General features: G+C 46.2%; 20 protein-coding genes. 17 read left to right on the top strand and 3 right to left on the bottom strand.

Annotated elements, in window-relative coordinates; translation table 11 throughout:
• The first annotated feature begins 48 nt into the window (after positions 1 to 48).
• From yxdL to NYE22_RS22325, 3 genes are read left to right on the top strand one after another with little or no spacing between them, the layout of a single operon-like run.
• The gene (gene yxdL, locus NYE22_RS22335) at positions 49 to 822 is read left to right on the top strand and encodes an ABC transporter ATP-binding protein YxdL (RefSeq protein WP_021481025.1); all 774 of its coding nucleotides are present in this window, start codon (positions 49 to 51) and stop codon (positions 820 to 822) included.
• Entirely contained in the window at positions 797 to 2665 is a 1869-nt protein-coding gene (yxdM, locus tag NYE22_RS22330; protein WP_342412200.1) for an ABC transporter permease YxdM, read from the top strand. Before yxdL ends, yxdM begins: the two co-directional genes overlap by 26 nt.
• Before the next feature lie 13 nt (positions 2666 to 2678).
• Positions 2679 to 3026, top strand: coding sequence for a YxeA family protein (locus NYE22_RS22325; protein WP_003227084.1), 348 nt, complete (start codon positions 2679 to 2681; stop codon positions 3024 to 3026).
• Positions 3027 to 3066: 40 nt separating this feature from the next.
• On the opposite strand, the gene NYE22_RS22320 is transcribed toward NYE22_RS22325, so the two are convergent.
• A complete protein-coding gene (locus NYE22_RS22320; protein WP_342412199.1) occupies positions 3067 to 4032 on the bottom strand; it encodes an iron-hydroxamate ABC transporter substrate-binding protein in 966 nt (321 codons plus the stop codon).
• 177 nt (positions 4033 to 4209) lie between these two features.
• Between NYE22_RS22320 and NYE22_RS22315 the strand changes: the two genes are divergently transcribed.
• Complete coding sequence (locus NYE22_RS22315) at positions 4210 to 4608, top strand: hypothetical protein (protein WP_003227087.1); 399 nt, start codon at positions 4210 to 4212, stop codon at positions 4606 to 4608.
• Positions 4609 to 4651: 43 nt separating this feature from the next.
• Here the strand turns inward: NYE22_RS22315 and NYE22_RS22310 are convergent, their stop codons facing one another.
• Together NYE22_RS22310 and cotNE are read right to left on the bottom strand one after the other, a co-directional pair.
• Positions 4652 to 5005: a hypothetical protein gene (locus NYE22_RS22310; RefSeq protein WP_342412198.1), complete on the bottom strand. Its 354-nt coding sequence runs from the start codon at positions 5003 to 5005 to the stop codon at positions 4652 to 4654.
• Positions 5006 to 5252: 247 nt separating this feature from the next.
• Positions 5253 to 5618, bottom strand: coding sequence for an inner spore coat protein CotNE (cotNE, locus tag NYE22_RS22305; protein ID WP_003227093.1), 366 nt, complete (start codon positions 5616 to 5618; stop codon positions 5253 to 5255).
• A 90-nt stretch (positions 5619 to 5708) separates the two neighbouring features.
• Here cotNE and NYE22_RS22300 point away from each other — a divergent pair, with 90 nt between their 5' ends.
• From NYE22_RS22300 to NYE22_RS22240, 13 genes are all read left to right on the top strand, one after another.
• Complete coding sequence (locus NYE22_RS22300) at positions 5709 to 6143, top strand: DUF3255 family protein (protein WP_015715009.1); 435 nt, start codon at positions 5709 to 5711, stop codon at positions 6141 to 6143.
• A complete protein-coding gene (locus NYE22_RS22295; protein WP_342412197.1) occupies positions 6124 to 6681 on the top strand; it encodes a hypothetical protein in 558 nt (185 codons plus the stop codon). Before NYE22_RS22300 ends, NYE22_RS22295 begins: the two co-directional genes overlap by 20 nt.
• A 39-nt stretch (positions 6682 to 6720) precedes the next feature.
• Positions 6721 to 7533: a sugar-phosphatase gene (gene yidA, locus NYE22_RS22290; RefSeq protein ID WP_003243315.1), complete on the top strand. Its 813-nt coding sequence runs from the start codon at positions 6721 to 6723 to the stop codon at positions 7531 to 7533.
• Between the two features lie 154 nt (positions 7534 to 7687).
• On the top strand, positions 7688 to 8674 hold the full coding sequence (yxeI, locus tag NYE22_RS22285; protein WP_161986574.1) for a penicillin V amidase: 987 nt from the start codon (positions 7688 to 7690) through the stop codon (positions 8672 to 8674).
• Positions 8675 to 9104: 430 nt separating this feature from the next.
• Entirely contained in the window at positions 9105 to 10430 is a 1326-nt protein-coding gene (locus NYE22_RS22280; RefSeq protein ID WP_342412196.1) for an LLM class flavin-dependent oxidoreductase, read from the top strand.
• Between the two features lie 13 nt (positions 10431 to 10443).
• Complete coding sequence (gene snaB, locus NYE22_RS22275) at positions 10444 to 10941, top strand: sulfur-containing aminoacid acetyltransferase SnaB (RefSeq protein ID WP_003242734.1); 498 nt, start codon at positions 10444 to 10446, stop codon at positions 10939 to 10941.
• Between the two features lie 24 nt (positions 10942 to 10965).
• Positions 10966 to 11760 (top strand): amino acid ABC transporter substrate-binding protein, encoded by a 795-nt coding sequence (locus NYE22_RS22270; RefSeq protein ID WP_342412195.1) that lies wholly within the window; start codon positions 10966 to 10968, stop codon positions 11758 to 11760.
• 22 nt (positions 11761 to 11782) lie between these two features.
• Complete coding sequence (locus NYE22_RS22265; RefSeq protein ID WP_003227111.1) at positions 11783 to 12457, top strand: amino acid ABC transporter permease; 675 nt, start codon at positions 11783 to 11785, stop codon at positions 12455 to 12457.
• Positions 12458 to 12469: 12 nt separating this feature from the next.
• Positions 12470 to 13219: an amino acid ABC transporter ATP-binding protein gene (locus tag NYE22_RS22260; protein WP_003243284.1), complete on the top strand. Its 750-nt coding sequence runs from the start codon at positions 12470 to 12472 to the stop codon at positions 13217 to 13219.
• A 16-nt stretch (positions 13220 to 13235) separates the two neighbouring features.
• Entirely contained in the window at positions 13236 to 14378 is a 1143-nt protein-coding gene (gene sndB / locus NYE22_RS22255) for an N-acetyl-sulfur-metabolite deacetylase SndB (protein ID WP_342412194.1), read from the top strand.
• The gene (locus NYE22_RS22250; RefSeq protein ID WP_342412193.1) at positions 14375 to 15712 is read left to right on the top strand and encodes an MmgE/PrpD family protein; all 1338 of its coding nucleotides are present in this window, start codon (positions 14375 to 14377) and stop codon (positions 15710 to 15712) included. Before sndB ends, NYE22_RS22250 begins: the two co-directional genes overlap by 4 nt.
• A gap of 69 nt (positions 15713 to 15781) precedes the next feature.
• The gene (gene eutH, locus NYE22_RS22245) at positions 15782 to 16894 is read left to right on the top strand and encodes an ethanolamine utilization protein EutH (protein WP_342412192.1); all 1113 of its coding nucleotides are present in this window, start codon (positions 15782 to 15784) and stop codon (positions 16892 to 16894) included.
• A 72-nt stretch (positions 16895 to 16966) separates the two neighbouring features.
• Complete coding sequence (locus tag NYE22_RS22240) at positions 16967 to 17794, top strand: DUF1206 domain-containing protein (protein ID WP_015385093.1); 828 nt, start codon at positions 16967 to 16969, stop codon at positions 17792 to 17794.
• Positions 17795 to 17874: the final 80 nt, after the last annotated feature.

Genomic DNA, 17874 nt, shown 5'->3' with positions numbered 1-17874 from the left:
ATGAAAGCAGCCCAGATCAACAAGAATAAAACCATAAGGAGGATTTTCATGGCGAATATGCTTGAAGTCAAACATATAAATAAAACCTATAAAGGACAAGTATCCTATCAAGCCTTAAAGCAAATTTCATTTTCAATAGAAGAAGGCGAGTTCACGGCGGTGATGGGGCCGTCCGGGTCCGGAAAAACAACGCTTTTGAATATCATTTCAACGATTGACCGTCCAGATTCAGGCGATATCCTGATTCACGGAGAAAACCCGCATCGCCTGAAGCGGACAAAGCTCGCTCATTTCCGCCGCAAGCAGCTCGGATTTGTGTTTCAGGATTTCAACCTTCTGGACACGCTGACGATCGGTGAAAATATCATGCTGCCGTTAACGCTTGAAAAAGAAGCGCCGTCTGTCATGGAAGAAAAACTGCACGGCATCGCGGCAAAGCTCGGAATCGAAAACCTGCTCAACAAACGGACGTTTGAAGTATCCGGAGGACAGCGCCAGCGTGCCGCCATCGCAAGAGCGGTCATTCATAAGCCGTCACTCATCCTGGCCGATGAACCGACGGGCAACCTTGATTCCAAAGCGTCAAAAGACGTCATGGAAACGATGCAGAGCCTAAATCAGGATGATCATGTCACGGCTTTGATGGTGACCCACGATCCTGTTGCGGCAAGCTACTGCCGCCGCGTCATCTTTATAAAAGACGGCGAACTGTTTAATGAGATTTACCGCGGGGAAAACCGCCAAGTATTTTATGAACAAATTCTCGATGTGCTGTCTATGCTGGGGGGAAACGCAAATGACCTTTCTTCAGTTCGCTTATAAAAACGTCACGAGAAACAAAAGGGCCTATCTTGCATTCTTTTTAAGCAGCGCCTTTTCCGTTTTGATTTTCTTTACCTTTGCGATGTTCTTGTTTCATCCGGCATTAAAGGAAGGCTACCTGAATAACATCGCCAAAAAAGGCTTAACCGCTGCGGAATGGATGATCTTTGTTTTTTCTTTCTTATTTGTTCTGTATTCGGTTAACGCATTTTTGAAATCGAGAAATAAAGAATTCGGCATTCTGCTCATGCAGGGCATCACGCCGGGTCAGCTGAGAAAGCTCATTACGGCGGAAAATATGATCATCGGCGTCATGTCAATTGCAGCCGGCATTATCGGAGGATTCATTTTTTCAAAGACGTTCTTTACGGTCGGCGCTTATATTTTAGAAATGGACGCGCTGCCTTTGTATATGCCTTGGAAAGCGCTCGGTATTACGGCCTGCGGATTTCTGCTCTTATTTTTCTTTTTATCGCAGTTTACGATCCTTTTTGTCAGATCAAATACGGTTATCAAATTAATAAAGGGCACTGGCAAGGTTAAGCCGGAGCCTAAGCCGTCCGTGCTTCTGTCCTTATTCGGCATCGCCTGTCTGTGCGGCGGGTACGGCATGGTTCTGAAAGGCAATGTCCACGGGGCCGAACCGTTTATCATTTTACTGCTCACCGTCATCGGAACATATTTCTTTTTCAGCCAAAGCAGCATATGGATTCTGCGAGCGCTGAAGAAGTGGAAAACCTTTTATCTGCGCGGGAAAAATGTCATTTGGGTTTCTGACCTTGTCTATCGTCTAAAAGACAACGCCCGCCTGTTCTTTATTGTCAGCATTATTTCCGCGGTTGCGTTTACTGCGACAGGCGTGCTCGCCATGTACAAATCGACCGTCGGAGCGGAAGAGTCCGCTTATGAAATGGAGTATTTATCTTACAGCAATAATCCAAAAGAACAGACTCATTTGAAAGATATTGACCATGAACTGAAAACACACGGCTTTACGTATAAGAAAGACAAAATAGATGTTTCCTATGTTCGCTATCAGGAAGGAGAAACTGTTCCCCCTGTTTACATGATCAGTGAATCGGATGCGGCAAAATACTTCCATGTCAAAGTGAACAGCCTGAAAGAAGACGAGGCTGTCTATTTCCCGGGCACGTATGACCGCAATTTCAAAAACGAAGCGCCGGATCAGCTGAAGCTGCTGAACCAAAAAGGGGAGCTGTCTGATCAAAAACTGTCGGTAAAAGAAGTCAAAAAACCGCTGATCTCATTGAATGCCATCATCGCGGTGAATGATCAAACCTTTGATCAGCTGAAATCACTCGGTGATAAAGCGTCATTATACGGCTACAGCTATGATCATTGGAAAGACAGTCTTGAGATCAGCCAATCCTTGCAAAATGAGATTTACGGCAATTATATCGACGTGCATTCTGACTTTGCTTCAAAAGCCGGGACTTACTATGATACGGTGCAGCTGCCGAGCCTGAGTTTATTTATCGGCCTGTTTATCGCAATTGTATTCTTTGTCGCGGCAGCAAGTTTCTTATATTTCAGGCTGTTCACTGATTTAGATGAAGACCGGGAGCGCTACCGTTCACTGGCCAAAATCGGCCTGAGTGAGCGTGAAATGGCACAAAGCGTGACAATACAATTGGCGATTCTTTTCTTCTTTCCATTTGTCATTGCCGTCATGCATACACTGTTTGCCTTGAGAACATTGGCTGTGGAAGGCTATTCTGATGTCGCGGGGCCGCTCAGTCTTACCATCGGAGGGTTTTTCATTTTTCAGCTTCTATTCTTCCTCGCGGTGCGGTCAAGCTATTTGAAAAAAATGAACAAGTAAGGGGAGTGCAAAGATGAAAAAAGCAATGGCAATCCTGGCCGTCTTGGCGGCTGCTGCCGTAATATGCGGGCTTCTCTTTTTTCATAACGATGTTACAGACAGATTTAATCCGTTTATTCACCAGCAAGATGTCTATGTTCAGATTGATCGAGATGGCAGACATCTTAGCCCGGGCGGTACTGAATATACATTAGACGGATATAATGCATCCGGGAAAAAAGAAGAAGTGACCTTTTTCGCCGGCAAAGAGCTTCGGAAGAACGCGTATTTGAAGGTGAAGGCGAAAGGAAAGTATGTCGAGACTTGGGAAGAAGTCAAGTTTGAAGATATGCCGGACTCCGTACAGTCAAAATTAAAGTGATTCATAAAAAACGGCACAGCGTCATGACTGTGCCGTTTTTTTATTTTTTATTTTCTTCGGCCCGTTTGATCAGCATGTCGGTGATGATATCCACCTGTTTGCTGACAGAAATCGGGTCGTACGGGTAGAACGTGTCAAAGTCATTGATAAACACGCGATTATGTTTAACAGCGTCAAGGTTCTTCCAAATAGAGGAATTCTCCAGCTTGTCGAGTGTTTTGCTTTCGCCTTTCGGGTTGTAATCCGTAATGAACATATAATCTGCGGCATACTCAGGAATAACCTCTTGAGAGAGCTGTTTCATCTCTCCTTTTTTGATGACATCTTGCTCAATTTTTTCAGGCGCTTTTAACCCAAGTGCATTGTATACAGCTTGGCCGCCGCGTCCGCCATTGTCATTGAACACCCAGAATTCGCCCTTGTCTGTGTTTTCATAAATGCCGAAGGTCGCATCTTTGTCGATGATGCCGGCAATTTTCTTCTTAGCTGCTTCCGCTTTTTTGTTAAAGTCATCCATAAAGGATTTTGCTTTGTCTTTCGCTCCGGCGATATCTCCGAACATGCTGACTGTGTCCTCTACGTTTTTCGCTGTGTTATAAGGTATGACAACAGTCGGAGCGATTTTCTTTAATTTATCAACATTCTCTTCATTCATGACAACAATTAAGTCAGGCTGAAGCTCCATCACTTTTTCAACGCTGATTGGATCACCGACATCCTTCACATTTTTCAGCTTTGATTTTAAAAACGGATTATCAAATGACCATGAGCCTGAGCCGACCACATTGGCCCCGACAGACAGCAATTCACCGGCATAAAAATCAGTGACGATGCGTTTCGGATGTGCAGGAATGTTGACGTTCCCTTTTGGTGATTTGTATGTTCTCATTTCTATTTTTTCGGAAGCAGAATCGCTTGAGCTCCCTTTAGAAGCCGTGCCGCTGCAAGCGCTGACAAACATGAGAAGCAGCACAAGCATGCCCACGAGCAATATGTTCTTTTTCATCAAGAACCCTCCCACTATGTATCTCAATAGATTAGTAATGATTATCATTATCAATTAATAATATAGCAAGAAACCTGTTCTCCGTCTATCACTATTTTTAAGGGAGAAAGTTTTTCCCGTTTATGGGTGACGCGGTATGCCTAATCGATTATTATAGGTAAATAGGAGGAGAAAAATATGGGAATTACAAAAAGAGGTTCCGCTTGGGAATGGCTGCATAGCTGGTGGATGCTGTTTATTTTCATGCCTTTTGCCATTACCAGTTTTTTTGCCTTTTTATTTATTGGCATCAAGGTTAGAAATAGAAAGTGGATCATGTACGGCATCATTTATTTTTTCATTTTTGCGTTTGGTTTTGTTTTGCCCGATCTGCCCGGTGTTTTTATTGTGGTCCCGTTATGGGCGGTGACCATTATTCATGGATTTAAAGTGCGCCCGCTGTATTTGATTCAGCTGGATGTCTACAAAGATCATGTGGAGGCGCGGGCTTTTGCCGAGGCAAGAAGTGAAGCCGAGAGCAGATTTCATGCACCGAAACAGTCTATTCAGGATATACATATTCGCAAAGAACAGTAAGAAAAAAAGCTCAACACTCGCATTGTGTTGAGCTTTTTATATGTTACTGCTGATAGGATTGCTGCTGAAATGTCGTGTTTTGGCCGAATGGAAGTGTAGACACATTCGTATTCATGACGCTGGATTGTCCAGTAAGTTCCTGTTGCATTTGGTTGCACATGTTGACAACCTGCTGGCACTTTTGAATCGCCATGTCATGCCCGTGCAGTGCTTGCTGAATGGTATGTGCAGCTTGTTGTTCGTGGTTTAGAATCTGCTGCAGCATTTGGATGTTTTGCTGTTCCTGATGAAGCATGTGGCGATATTGCTGGCTGCTTTGCTGTGTTTGCTGAATGAGCTGCTGAGCAGTCTGGCGGCATTGATTCAGCTGCTGCAAGCCGTGTTGTGTATTATGCATGAATGATCCCTCCATGTATCGATTGACGTGAGTCGGTATTATCATGCAACCTGATTGAAAAGAAATTCTGCAAATGAGGAACTACAATTATTTTCCTCAGCCCCTCTGTCTTTGAATGAAAACGGTAAAGATTGTATACTGGGTACAAACCCTTTTTATGTAAATGTTCCGTTTTAACATATAAGAATGGCGGAAAACGAAACCCTGAGATGGGAGAATCGTATTCCGCTTTTTTTCTTTGTTTCGCTCAGAAACCGCCTTCCCCTGCAGTAAATGGGATATTCAGCCGGTTTTCTACTGTACGGAGGCGCTGATTGAGCCGGTTTAAGCGGCGTGTATGGCGTTCAACAGCCTGGCTTAGCTGATTGACCTGTTCGGCAATCCGTGCAATTTCCCGATTTTGACGGCGGTCTTCGTTTGTCAGACGGGTTAATTCTCTTGACTGCTGTTCATTTTGCCGTTCAAGTGCTGCGATTCTTCTTTCCAATGCCGGCTGTCTGTCCATTTGGTATGGATCGTATACATCCTGCTGCGGATAAGGATTGTACTCATAGTGGCTATAGTAAGGTTCCTGCTGAGGCAGCTGAGGGCTGTAATATTGATAAGGGTTCATTATGATCAATCTCCTTGTGGGTGAATTCCTTATAACTTATGTAGTCATTGGCACAGTGGCACGGCATTCGCCCAAAAAGAGGAGGAAAGGATGGTGATCCCCTTGAGAAACAAATATGGCATTTTGTTTTTAATTGCTGTATGCATCATGGTATCGGGCTGCCAGCAGCAAAAAGAAGAGACGCCGTTTTATTACGGAACGTGGGATGAGGGGCTTGCCCCCGGGCCAACGGACGGCGTGAAATCAGCAACAGTCACATTTACCGAAGACGAGGTTGTGGAAACGGAAGTGATGGAAGGAAGAGGAGAGGTACAGCTGCCTTTTATGGCATACAAGGTGATTTCCCAAAGCACTGACGGGTCTATCGAGATTCAGTACCTCGGCCCCTATTATCCGCTCAAAAGCACGCTGAAAAGAGGAGAAAACGGGACATTGATATGGGAGCAAAATGGCCAGACAAAAACGATGACAAGAATCGAATCAAAGACCGGCAGGGAGGAGAAAGATGAGAAATCAAAAAGCTGAAAGACTGGTGGCAGCGGGGCTTGTTTTACATATCATTCAATGGATATTTATATTATGGGCTTTTCTCAAAGTCAAACATTTATTTAGTGACTATACGATCTATAACCCTAATGTAATCAGCGGCTCCATGCAGTCCTTATCGTTTATACAAATGATGCGCGCTATGATGTACTCAGGGGCAATCGTGAATTATGTTTTGTTTTTTGCCCTTGTATTGCTGATTTATGGCATAGTGCTTCATGCCATCCTGATCGTTCTGGAAATGGCGGCTTACGTCATGATCAGACGGAATCCATCATCTTCATGGGGGTTCTTTTTCATCGCGGCGGGTGTGAAGCTTGCCATCTTGAATATAACCGGCATTCCTTTTCTAGCTGCCGGCTTTCTGCTGATGAAACAGAAAAAAGCAGAAAACGGCGTCAAGGCAGAAAGAAAGCGGAAACCGCGCTTGCGTATCCGAAGACAAGGGCGGCGTCTAAACAGAATCCGGAGAAAAACATCTCTTCCGGTTGAATATCAAAAAGAAAAAACGATATGATGGGACTATAGCCTGAAAACGACATGAAGGAGATGCAGGATGTACAAACTAATTGCAATTGATATGGATGGAACACTTTTAAATGATCATCATGAAGTAACAGAGGAGGTCCGCGACGCCCTTCACGCGGCAAAAGCGGAAGGTGTCAAAATTGTGCTTTGCACCGGCCGGCCTATCGGGGGTGTGCAGAGATATTTAGATGAACTGAATTTAATTGAAGAAGGCGACTATGTTATTGCGTATAATGGAGCACTTGTTCAAAATACGCATACAAATGAAGTGGTCTCAGAGCTGTCTCTCGGTTATGATGATTTGACTTCATTATATGACCTGAGCTTAGAGCTGAAGACGCCGATGCATTTCTTTGACTCATCTAATTTGTATACGCCTAACCGGGATATTAGCGAATTTACCGTATACGAATCCTATGTGACACAGGTGCCGCTTCATTTCCGCAAGATTGACGAGGTGCCAAAAGATATCCTCATCCCGAAAGTGATGTTTATTGATAAACCGGAGAACTTAAGCCGCGTCATTACATCGATTCCAAAAGACGTGAGAGAAAAATATACAATGGTCAGAAGCGCGCCTTTCTTTTATGAAATTCTGCACTCGGAAGCCAGCAAAGGAAATGCTGTACGCCAGCTGGCTCAGCTGCTTGGAATTGAACAGGCGGAAGTCATGTGCATAGGCGACAATGGGAACGACCTGACAATGATCGAATGGGCGGGCTGCGGGGTTGCCATGGCAAACGCCATCCCAGAAGTATTGGAAGCCGCAAACTTTCAAACACGCTCCAATAATGAACATGGTGTTGCGCATGCGATTCACGAGCTTGTTTTGGCTAAATAATAAAAAATCCAGCCTTCTAAAGGCTGGATTTTTTCGTTTTATTTGATGTAATGTCAATTCTTTGACGAACCGATTTGACTTTCGTTATGCTGATAAAACCAATTCGTTCACAATATGTATGATATTAATCTGAATTGAAAAGGGGACTGATCAAATGTGCACAAGTCTTACATTGGAAACTGCTGACCGTAAACATGTATTAGCGAGAACAATGGATTTTGCATTTCAGCTGGGGACGGAGGTCATTCTCTATCCGCGCCGTTACAGCTGGAAGAGTGAAGCTGACGGAAAGGCCCATCAGACACAGTACGCGTTTATCGGTATGGGGAGAAAACTTGGAAATATATTATTTGCCGACGGTGTTAATGAAAGCGGTTTATCATGTGCTGCACTTTATTTTCCTGGCTATGCGGAGTACGAAAAAACGATACGGGAAGATACCGTTCACATTGCCCCGCATGAGTTTGTGACATGGGTGCTGTCAGTCTGTCAGTCTTTGGAAGACGTAAAAGAAAAGATTCGATCTTTAACGATTGTAGAGAAAAAATTAGATCTATTGGATACAGTTTTACCGCTTCACTGGATATTGTCAGACCGGACGGGCCGAAGCCTGACGATAGAACCAAGAGCAGACGGCTTCAAACTCTATGACAATCAACCTGGTGTCATGACGAACAGCCCCGACTTTATATGGCATGTAACCAATCTGCAGCAATATACAGGAATCAGACCGAAGCAATTAGAGAGCAAAGAGATGGGCGGATTAGCCCTTTCTGCTTTTGGCCAAGGCTTAGGAACTGTTGGTCTGCCGGGGGATTATACACCGCCTTCCCGGTTTGTCAGAGCTGTTTATTTGAAAGAACATCTAGAGCCGGCGGCCGATGAAACGAAAGGTGTAACAGCCGCTTTTCACATTTTGGCAAATATGACGATACCAAAGGGCGCAGTGATAACGGAAGAAGACGAGATTCATTATACGCAATATACTTCCGTGATGTGCAACGAAACTGGAAACTACTATTTCCACCACTATGACAATCGGCAAATCCAAAAAGTAAATTTATTTCATGAAGACCTTGACTGTTTGGAGCCTAAAGTGTTTTCCGCTAAAGCAGAAGAAAGTATTCTAGAACTTAATTAAGATTCAATTAGCTGATTTCGGTATGAATCCGGGATCAGCTTATTTTTTTATGTGATGTCTCAGCTTCTGAATGAGTTGGAAAATGGACCGTTCTACGACGGCGACACGCGCGTTTATTAGCAAAGAGCAAAAGCGACGGCAAAATGCGTATGGTCGGATGTAGAGATAAGGTACAAGCTACATTTATATAAAACTTGGATCAAAACGAGGTTCAGCATCAGACTGGTTTTGCCAGTATACAGGTTGCACAAATGCCGTCCCATGATACTGCGAAATTCTTTTCAGCTTAAAAAGAAAAATTTAATCTTAACTCATTGACAAACGTCCAAGACAAAGGTACATTTTGATTTATTCATATTAAACGACTAGGAATATAGGAGTTTATTTTTCGGATTATTCAGCCTAAAAACATGATAAAAGGAGTATCGTCATGACAAGCAAAAAGAAACAAATCAAATTAGGGGTATTTTTAGCAGGTACAGGCCATCATGTTGCGTCTTGGCGGCACCCGGACGCGCCGTCAGATGCGAGCATGAATTTGGATTATTTTAAAGAGCTTGCGAAAACAGCGGAGCGGGGCAAGCTGGATATGCTGTTTTTAGCGGACAGCCTTTCTATTGACAGCAAATCACATCCAAATGTATTAACAAGGTTTGAGCCATTCACCCTGCTCTCTGCTTTGGCGCAGGTCACATCAAAAATCGGACTGACAGCAACAGCCTCCACTACATACAGCGAGCCATTCCATATTGCCAGACAGTTTGCTTCATTGGATCATTTGTCCAATGGCCGTGCCGGATGGAACGTCGTCACTTCATCTATTGAATCCACAGCGCTGAATTTCAGCGGTGAAAAGCACCTTGAACACCATTTGCGCTATCAGCGGGCAGAGGAATTTGTCGAGGTTGTAAAGGGGCTTTGGGATTCATGGGAAGAGGACGCCTTTATCCGTAATAAAGAAACGGGTGAATTCTTTGACAAAGAAAAAATGCACGAGCTGAACCACAAAGGAGAATATTTCTCGGTTCGCGGACCTCTGAACGTTTCAAGAACGCCGCAGGGCCAGCCGGTCATTATCCAGGCAGGATCATCAGGAGACGGAAAAGCGCTGGCTGCCAAAACAGCCGAAGTGATCTTCACAGCACAAAACCACCTGGAATCAGCTCAAGAATTTTATCAATCCATTAAAGAACAGGTTGCGGAATTCGGACGTGATCCAGAAAAAATTGCCATCATGCCGGGTATTTTCCCAATCATTGCCGATACAGAAGAAGCAGCGCAAGCCAAATACAAGGAGCTTCAAGATCTGATTATCCCATCTGTCGGTCTGCAAATTCTCCAAAATTACTTAGGCGGAATTGATTTGTCGGTATATCCGCTTGATGGGCCGCTGCCGAAGCTTGACGCCGAAGCTTCCAATGCGGTGAAGAGCCGCTTCAAGCTTGTTCAGGAGATGGCTGAACGTGACAATATGACGATACGAGAGCTTTACAAATACGTTGCAGGCTCCAGAGGCCACCATATCTTCGTCGGCACGCCGGAGCAGCTCGCCGACAAGATGCAGGAATGGGTGGATACGAAAGCGTGTGACGGGTTTAACATCATGCCTCCGCTTCTTCCAGAAGGAATTGAAGTGTTTGTTGATCAAGTGGTTCCGATTTTACAGGAGCGCGGCGTGTTCAGAAAAGAATATGAAGGCACAACATTACGAGAGCACTTCGGTTTGGAAAAGCCGGTAAACCGCTATGCAAAGTAAGGAGGAACGCTAGATGAAGCCACGATACCGCCTTGCAGTTGAACGTGATGCCGAACAGCTTCTCGAGCTGACATTGCGGGCTTATGAACCGATTCGAAAGCTCGGCATTCGTTTTGCTGCCGCTCATGCGGATTTGGATTTGGTGCTGAAAAATATTCGGGAAAATGCTTGCTACGTCATGGAAGAAGACGGGCGGATCATCGCGACCATCACCTTGAGAATGCCTTGGGGAAAACAGCCGGGACCGTATGGCGTTCCGCATATCTGGTGGTTTGCTGTGGACCCCGACACCGGAAAAAAAGGAATCGGAACAAAGCTGCTTCAATGGCTGGAGGAAACAATCCTTCGCGATACGTTAAAGGTTCCGTTTGTCTCACTCGGAACAGCGGATAAGCATCCGTGGCTGATTGAGATGTACGAACGAAAAGGATATGTCCGCTCAGGTGAACAAGACCTTGGAAAAGGGCATATCACAGTCTATATGAAAAAACAATTGCGACATGATCTATAAAAATAGAAAAGGCGGGAAAATCAAATGAAGATGAAAAAATGGACAGTGCTGGTCGTTGCTGCATTATTAGCGGTGCTCTCAGCTTGCGGCAATGGAAACAGCAGCAGTAAAGCGGATGACAATGTGCTTCATGTCGGTGCGACAGGACAAAGTTACCCATTTGCTTATAAAGAAAACGGAAAGCTGACAGGCTTTGACGTGGAAGTGATGGAAGCAGTCGCTAAGAAAATTGACATGAAACTGGACTGGAAGCTGCTTGAATTCAGCGGGCTGATGGGAGAGCTTCAAACAGGCAAGCTTGACACCATTTCCAACCAGGTAGCTGTGACAGACGAACGTAAGGAAACGTATAACTTTACGAAACCATACGCTTATGCGGGAACACAGATTGTCGTCAAAAAAGACAATACAGACATCAAATCAGTAGACGATTTAAAAGGCAAGACAGTCGCAGCCGTTCTCGGTTCAAACCACGCGAAAAACCTTGAAAGCAAAGATCCTGATAAAAAAATCAATATCAAAACGTACGAAACACAAGAGGGTACGCTGAAGGATGTTGCGTACGGCCGTGTAGACGCTTATGTCAACAGCCGAACTGTATTGATCGCGCAAATCAAGAAGACCGGTTTGCCATTAAAGCTTGCAGGAGATCCGATTGTTTACGAACAGGTTGCATTCCCATTTGCCAAGGACGATGCGCACGACAAGCTCCGCAAAAAAGTCAATAAGGCGCTAGATGAATTGCGTAAAGACGGAACACTGAAAAAACTCTCTGAAAAATACTTTAATGAAGATATCACAGTAGAACAGAAGCATTAAGAAACGGCGGTGACTCACCAGAATGAACACGATTGATTGGGAATTCATGATATCAGCGTTCCCGACTTTAATTCAGGCCCTTCCGATCACCTTGTTTATGGCCATAGCAGCTATGATCTTTGCCATTATCGGAGGACTTATTCTCGCACTCATTACAAAAAACAAAATTCCAGTGCTTCATCAGCTGTCAAAGCTGTATATATCCTTTTTCCGAGGCGTGCCGACACTTGTACAGCTGTTCTTAATCTATTATGGGCTGCCGCAGCTGTTTCCAGAGATGAGCAAAATGACAGCTCTCACAGCCGCTATCATCGGGTTAAGCTTAAAAAATGCAGCATATTTGGCAGAAATCTTCCGGGCTGCCCTCAATTCTGTTGATGACGGGCAGCTGGAGGCGTGCCTGTCTGTCGGTATGACAAAATTTCAGGCATACAGACGGATTATTTTGCCGCAAGCGATCCGAAATGCGATCCCGGCAACGGGCAATACATTTATCGGGCTCCTGAAAGAAACGTCACTGGCCTTTACATTAGGGGTCATGGAGATGTTCGCCCAAGGGAAGATGTACGCTTCAGGAAACCTCAAATATTTTGAGACGTACTTGGCGGTTGCGATCGTCTATTGGGTTCTTACCATGATCTACAGCATGTTGCAGGACTTGTTTGAACGTGCCATGAGCAAGCCATACCGGACTTAGAGGTGAAATCAGTTGATAACAGTAAAAAATATTCGCAAAGCGTTTAAAGATCTCGTCGTGCTCGACGGAATCGATCTAGAAGTGAAACGCGGAGAAGTGGTGGCAATCATCGGTCCGTCCGGTTCCGGAAAATCAACGCTTCTCCGGTGCTTAAATCTATTAGAGCGTCCGGATCAAGGCCTTATTGAAATCGGAGAAGCCAAACTGAACGCGGAAAAGTTTACACGCAAGGAAGCACATCGGCTTCGCCAGCAAACGGCCATGGTCTTTCAAAACTACAATCTGTTTAAAAATAAAACGGCTCTGCAAAACATTACAGAAGCTTTAATCGTGGCTCAACATAAACCACGCGACGAAGCGAAACGTATTGGAATGGAGATTCTGAAACAAGTCGGTCTGGAGCATAAGGCTGACAGCTATCCGATCACAATGTCCGGCGGCCAGCAGCAGCGAATCGGCATCGCGCGGGCGCTTGCGGTCAATCCGCATGCGATTTTGCTGGATGAACCAACGTCAGCGCTTGACCCTGAGCTCGTCACAGGGGTGCTTCAGGTCATCAAGTCCATTGCGGAAAAACAAACAACGATGATCATTGTTACACACGAAATGGCGTTTGCAAAAGAGGTTGCTGATCAAGTGATTTTTATGGCAGACGGCCATATTATCGAGCAGGGAACGCCAGAGGAATTGTTTGACCATCCGAAAAACGAACGGACGAAACGATTTATCAAGCAGGTGGGAGAGCCTGCAGAGCTTATATAAGAAGGAGAGAAGAACAATGGCCGACAAAACGTTTCATACCCGTTTAATCAATATGCGGCGTGATCTTCATGAACATCCTGAGCTGTCATTTCAAGAGATTGAAACGACGAAAAAAATCCGCCGCTGGCTTGAGGAGGAGCAAATCGAAATACTTGATGTTCCTCAATTGGAGACTGGCGTGATTGCAGAAATCAAAGGACGGGAAGACGGCCCCGTGATAGCAATACGAGCGGATATTGACGCGCTCCCGATCCAAGAAAAGACGAATCTCCCATTTGCATCTAAGGTTGATGGCACAATGCATGCATGTGGACACGATTTTCATACTGCTTCTATTATTGGCACAGCGATGTTGCTGAATCAAAGAAAGGCCGAGCTGAAAGGTACAGTCCGCTTTATCTTTCAGCCGGCCGAAGAAATTGCCGCAGGAGCAAGAAAGGTTCTAGAAGCTGGCGTACTTAATGACGTTTCTGCGATTTTCGGCATGCACAATAAGCCGGATCTGCCTGTCGGGACCATTGGTGTAAAGGAAGGTCCGCTTATGGCAAGTGTTGACCGGTTTGAGATCGTCATCAAAGGGAAAGGCGGACACGCCGGCATCCCAAATAACAGTATTGATCCAATCGCTGCAGTCGGACAAATCATCAGCGGGCTGCAATCTGTGGTCAGCCGCAATATCAGCTCACTGCAAAACGCAGTCGTCAGTATCACAAGAGTACAGGCGGGCACCTCGTGGAACGTAATTCCAGACCAAGCTGAAATGGAGGGGACGGTACGAACCTTTCAAAAAGAAGCGCGGCAGGCTGTTCCGGAGCATATGAGACGAGTGGCTGAAGGAATTGCAGCGGGCTATGGGGCACAAGCAGAATTCAAGTGGTTTCCTTATTTGCCTTCCGTTCAGAATGACGGCACATTTTTGAATGCGGCATCCGAAGCTGCGGCACGGCTTGGCTATCAAACCGTTCACGCTGAGCAGTCTCCGGGCGGAGAAGACTTCGCTCTGTATCAAGAGAAGATTCCGGGATTTTTTGTCTGGATGGGAACGAACGGGACGGAGGAGTGGCATCATCCGGCCTTTACACTGGATGAAGAAGCCCTTACGGTTGCCTCTCAATACTTTGCGGAGCTGGCGGTTATTGTATTGGAGACCATCAAATGAGCAAACAAGGGCTGACAGCAGGTCTTGCAGCGGCTGTGAGAACATCACAACCTGAGCATTCAGTTGACGCGATTCGCGAAGCAAAAAAAGGATTACTTGATTTTACTGCCGCTTCATTCGCAGGAAGAGAAGATAAAGGAATTCAAAAGCTCCTCCGTCTGATAGAGGATGAAGGAGGCCGGCCCCTTGTTCCTATTATCGGACAGGGCAAAAAGGCCGCGCCATTACAATCCGTGATGCTGAATGGATTTATCGCCCATGCATTGGATTTTGATGATGTCCACTCCGATGTAAGAGGACACCCCAGTGCCGTCATCGTACCGGCCCTTATTGCATCTGCCGCTCGCGGACATGACGAGCGGCTTCTTGGCGCTTATATTGTTGGTGTTGAAGTGATGGCACGGCTGGGAGAATCAATTGGCAGCCGCCACTATGAAAAGGGCTGGCATAATACAGGAACGCTTGGTGCCATCGCTGCTGCCTGCGCCGTAGGTTATGCTGAGGCGCTGACTCAGGAAGAGCTGGAAAAAGCAATTGGTTTTGCGGCTACACAATCTGCTGGGATGAGGGTGCAATTTGGAACAGAAATGAAACCACTGCACGCCGGTTTGGCGGCTCAGGCTGGCTTGCTGGCCGTTAAGCTGGCCCAATCAGAATTTGGCGGGTCCCGCACGGCACTTGATGGAGAAACTGGTTTCTTCAGTCTGTACGGTGACGTTGAAAAAGCACAACATACTTTGCTAAACGATTGGGGGGCACCGTGGAGAATTGTGCAGCCGGGTCTATGGTTTAAAATCTATCCATTTTGTTCCGCGGCACACCATGCTGCAGATGCGGTACGACAGCTTATCTCCGAAGAAACCATTTCTGCTGCCAATACCGAACGTATTGAAGTGATATTTCCGCCAGGCGGAGATGCTGCATTGACGGAAAGATCTCCAAAAACTGGAGAGGAAGGCCGTTTCAGCGTTGAATATGTGATTGCTCTTGCTTTGCATGGACACGGCCTGACCGTTGAACATTTCAACAGCCAGCCGATCCCAAACGGCGTTCAAACGACAATAAGGCATATTCAGCGCGTATATGACAATGCTATTCAGCCGGCTCCTCATGCCGTTCCAAAAGGCCGTTTCACGATTGTCCGGGCCTATTTATCAGACGGCCGGATTTGCGAAGCGCGTGTGGACTGCCCAAAAGGGGCGCCAGGAAATGAGCTGTCTGAAGAAGACATAAAAGAAAAATTGACATTAACGGTCCCGCAAGAAAAAGCGCGGAGCATCATAACAGCCGTTGAAAAAGCCGATATAAAAGAATTTTTAGCTCATATTGAATAAGATCAACTCTATTCGGTGATTTCAGATGATATGATAAAACCAATTATACGTTTGAAAAAGGAGAAAACCATGACGGTGAATGACGCGGTTGTATTCATTTTGGCTGCCTTTTTACTATGGGGAGCGGCGGATTATTGTTTGGGAAACAGATGTGGGCTAGGCGAGCGGTTTGCGGCCGGCTTTAAGGCTATGGGGCCGCTGGCGCTGTCCATGATCGGAATTGTGTCGCTGGCGCCCGTGCTGGCAGCAATCCTGATTCCCATTGTTGCTCCGTTTTACACAGCGATTGGCGCGGACCCTTCTTCCTTTGCGAACACCATTTTGGCGATTGATATGGGAGGATATGCGCTGGCTGGAGAAATGGCGAAAGATCCGCAGGCCGGGCTGTTTTCATGGGTGTTTTTAGGAACAATGATGGGACCGGCAATCGTCTTCACGATTCCCGTCGCTCTTGGCATCATCGAAATAGAGGATCATCCGTATTTTGCGAAAGGCATATTAATCGGGCTGTGCACAGTGCCGATCGGTTGTTTCATCGGCGGATTATGCGCGGGCTTTGACATCGGCATGATAGGTAAAAACCTTCTGATCCCGAGTCTGTTATCTGCTGTGATCGCTTTTGGATTATGGCGGTATACCGACAGTATGATTCGGTTGTTTCATCTCTTCGGGAAAGCGGTCAGTGTTGTTGCGATTATCGGGCTTGCGGCTGTCTCCGTTGAAACGCTGACAGGCATTGTGCTGATTCCGGGAATGGAGAATGTCGAGACAGGGATACAAACGACAGGGACCATTGCCATTGCTCTGGCAGGGGCGTTTCCGATGACGGCTTTTATTACAAAAACCTTTAAAAAACCGCTACAGGCTCTGGGGAAATGCCTTCATTTAGATGAGACAGCAACTGCAGGCTTGGTGACCTCTTTGGCGCACCATATCCCAATGCTGGCTTCATTAAAGGATATGACGCCGAGAGGAAAGGTCATCAATGTCGCGTTTGCGGTCAGCGGCGCTTTTGTACTCGGCAGCCACCTCGGTTTTGTGGCTGGAATGAAAAAAGAAATGGCGGCGGCCATGATCATTGGGAAATTAGCAGGCGGAGTCACAGCTGCCGCAGCGGCTGCTTGGATGACACCTGCACAATCAGCTAATCAGCAAAAACGTATCTCAGCCGGCCATAGCTGAGGCAGAAGCTGTTTCAACTTTGTCCAATCGGGAATGTTACAGTAAAGATTTCTGTGAAAGAGGGTTGGACACATGGCGGTGAAAGACCGGTACATGTCAAAAATAAAACAGGAAACCAAGCCTTGGATCAAACGATTCGGGAGGCTTGGTTATTTTGCATTCGGCGGCGTTTTTATTCTGCTTGGGGTTTTGGCCTTTATGACGGCTGCCGGGGCAGGCCGCGCGAAAGATTCGAGCGGAGCTCTCCAAACGCTATCACGCATGCCGTATGGGTCACTATTGCTTTTTTTAATAGGTATTGGCCTTATCGGCTATGTGATCTGGATGGTGTTAAGCGCGATCAAGGACACGGAGGGGCACGGAAATAGCAGGCGAGGCCTGTCACGGAGAATAGGAAACTTTTTCAGTGCCGCCGTTTATACATCCATCGCTTGGAATGCCTTGCGATTTGTGTTTGGCCAAGGGGACGGCGGCACTTCAGAACAGACGTGGTCCGCTTATGTATTGGCGCAGCCATTCGGCCAATGGCTCACAGGGCTTACGGGTGCGGGTTTTATCGTATTTGCGATTGTTCAATTTATGAAAGGCGTTCGGGCTGCTTTTATGAAAGAATTCGATACATCAAAAATGAACAAACAGATGATATGCATCACGAAAAACACCGGGCGCGCAGGCAATATCGCCCGCGCCATTATTTTCTCAGCCATCGGCTATTTTCTCATCAAGACAGCCATGACCGCTGATCCTGACGACACAAGAGGCTTTGACGGTGCGCTCGCCGAACTCGCGCAGCAGCCGCATGGCAAATTGATTCTATCTATATTGGCATTAGGCCTGATCCTATATGGAATGTACGCCATTATGAAAGGCATTTATCAGCATATGACCTGGGAGAAGTAAGCTCTGGGCAGGTCCGCGCCCAGAGCGTTTTTCAGTTTCTTAGAAATCAGGTGGATGAAAGTCGGCGCCAGCCTGTATAA

This window comes from Bacillus sp. FSL K6-1560 (genome assembly GCF_038592935.1).
Taxonomy (GTDB): Bacteria; Bacillota; Bacilli; order Bacillales; family Bacillaceae; genus Bacillus; species Bacillus subtilis.
This window is presented reverse-complemented; position numbering and strand designations above follow the sequence as displayed.

Excerpts from the sequence above, each read along its gene's own strand:
- yxdL (WP_021481025.1), top strand. The coding sequence starts at position 49 with ATGGCGAATATGCTTGAAGTCAAACATATAAATAAAACCTATAAAGGA.
- yxdM (WP_342412200.1), top strand. The coding sequence starts at position 797 with ATGACCTTTCTTCAGTTCGCTTATAAAAACGTCACGAGAAACAAAAGG.
- NYE22_RS22325 (WP_003227084.1), top strand. The coding sequence starts at position 2,679 with ATGAAAAAAGCAATGGCAATCCTGGCCGTCTTGGCGGCTGCTGCCGTA.
- NYE22_RS22320 (WP_342412199.1), bottom strand. The coding sequence starts at position 4,032 with ATGAAAAAGAACATATTGCTCGTGGGCATGCTTGTGCTGCTTCTCATG.
- NYE22_RS22315 (WP_003227087.1), top strand. The coding sequence starts at position 4,210 with ATGGGAATTACAAAAAGAGGTTCCGCTTGGGAATGGCTGCATAGCTGG.
- NYE22_RS22310 (WP_342412198.1), bottom strand. The coding sequence starts at position 5,005 with ATGCATAATACACAACACGGCTTGCAGCAGCTGAATCAATGCCGCCAG.
- cotNE (WP_003227093.1), bottom strand. The coding sequence starts at position 5,618 with ATGAACCCTTATCAATATTACAGCCCTCAGCTGCCTCAGCAGGAACCT.
- NYE22_RS22300 (WP_015715009.1), top strand. The coding sequence starts at position 5,709 with ATGGTGATCCCCTTGAGAAACAAATATGGCATTTTGTTTTTAATTGCT.
- NYE22_RS22295 (WP_342412197.1), top strand. The coding sequence starts at position 6,124 with ATGAGAAATCAAAAAGCTGAAAGACTGGTGGCAGCGGGGCTTGTTTTA.
- yidA (WP_003243315.1), top strand. The coding sequence starts at position 6,721 with ATGTACAAACTAATTGCAATTGATATGGATGGAACACTTTTAAATGAT.
- yxeI (WP_161986574.1), top strand. The coding sequence starts at position 7,688 with ATGTGCACAAGTCTTACATTGGAAACTGCTGACCGTAAACATGTATTA.
- NYE22_RS22280 (WP_342412196.1), top strand. The coding sequence starts at position 9,105 with ATGACAAGCAAAAAGAAACAAATCAAATTAGGGGTATTTTTAGCAGGT.
- snaB (WP_003242734.1), top strand. The coding sequence starts at position 10,444 with ATGAAGCCACGATACCGCCTTGCAGTTGAACGTGATGCCGAACAGCTT.
- NYE22_RS22270 (WP_342412195.1), top strand. The coding sequence starts at position 10,966 with ATGAAGATGAAAAAATGGACAGTGCTGGTCGTTGCTGCATTATTAGCG.
- NYE22_RS22265 (WP_003227111.1), top strand. The coding sequence starts at position 11,783 with ATGAACACGATTGATTGGGAATTCATGATATCAGCGTTCCCGACTTTA.
- sndB (WP_342412194.1), top strand. The coding sequence starts at position 13,236 with ATGGCCGACAAAACGTTTCATACCCGTTTAATCAATATGCGGCGTGAT.
- NYE22_RS22250 (WP_342412193.1), top strand. The coding sequence starts at position 14,375 with ATGAGCAAACAAGGGCTGACAGCAGGTCTTGCAGCGGCTGTGAGAACA.
- eutH (WP_342412192.1), top strand. The coding sequence starts at position 15,782 with ATGACGGTGAATGACGCGGTTGTATTCATTTTGGCTGCCTTTTTACTA.
- NYE22_RS22240 (WP_015385093.1), top strand. The coding sequence starts at position 16,967 with ATGGCGGTGAAAGACCGGTACATGTCAAAAATAAAACAGGAAACCAAG.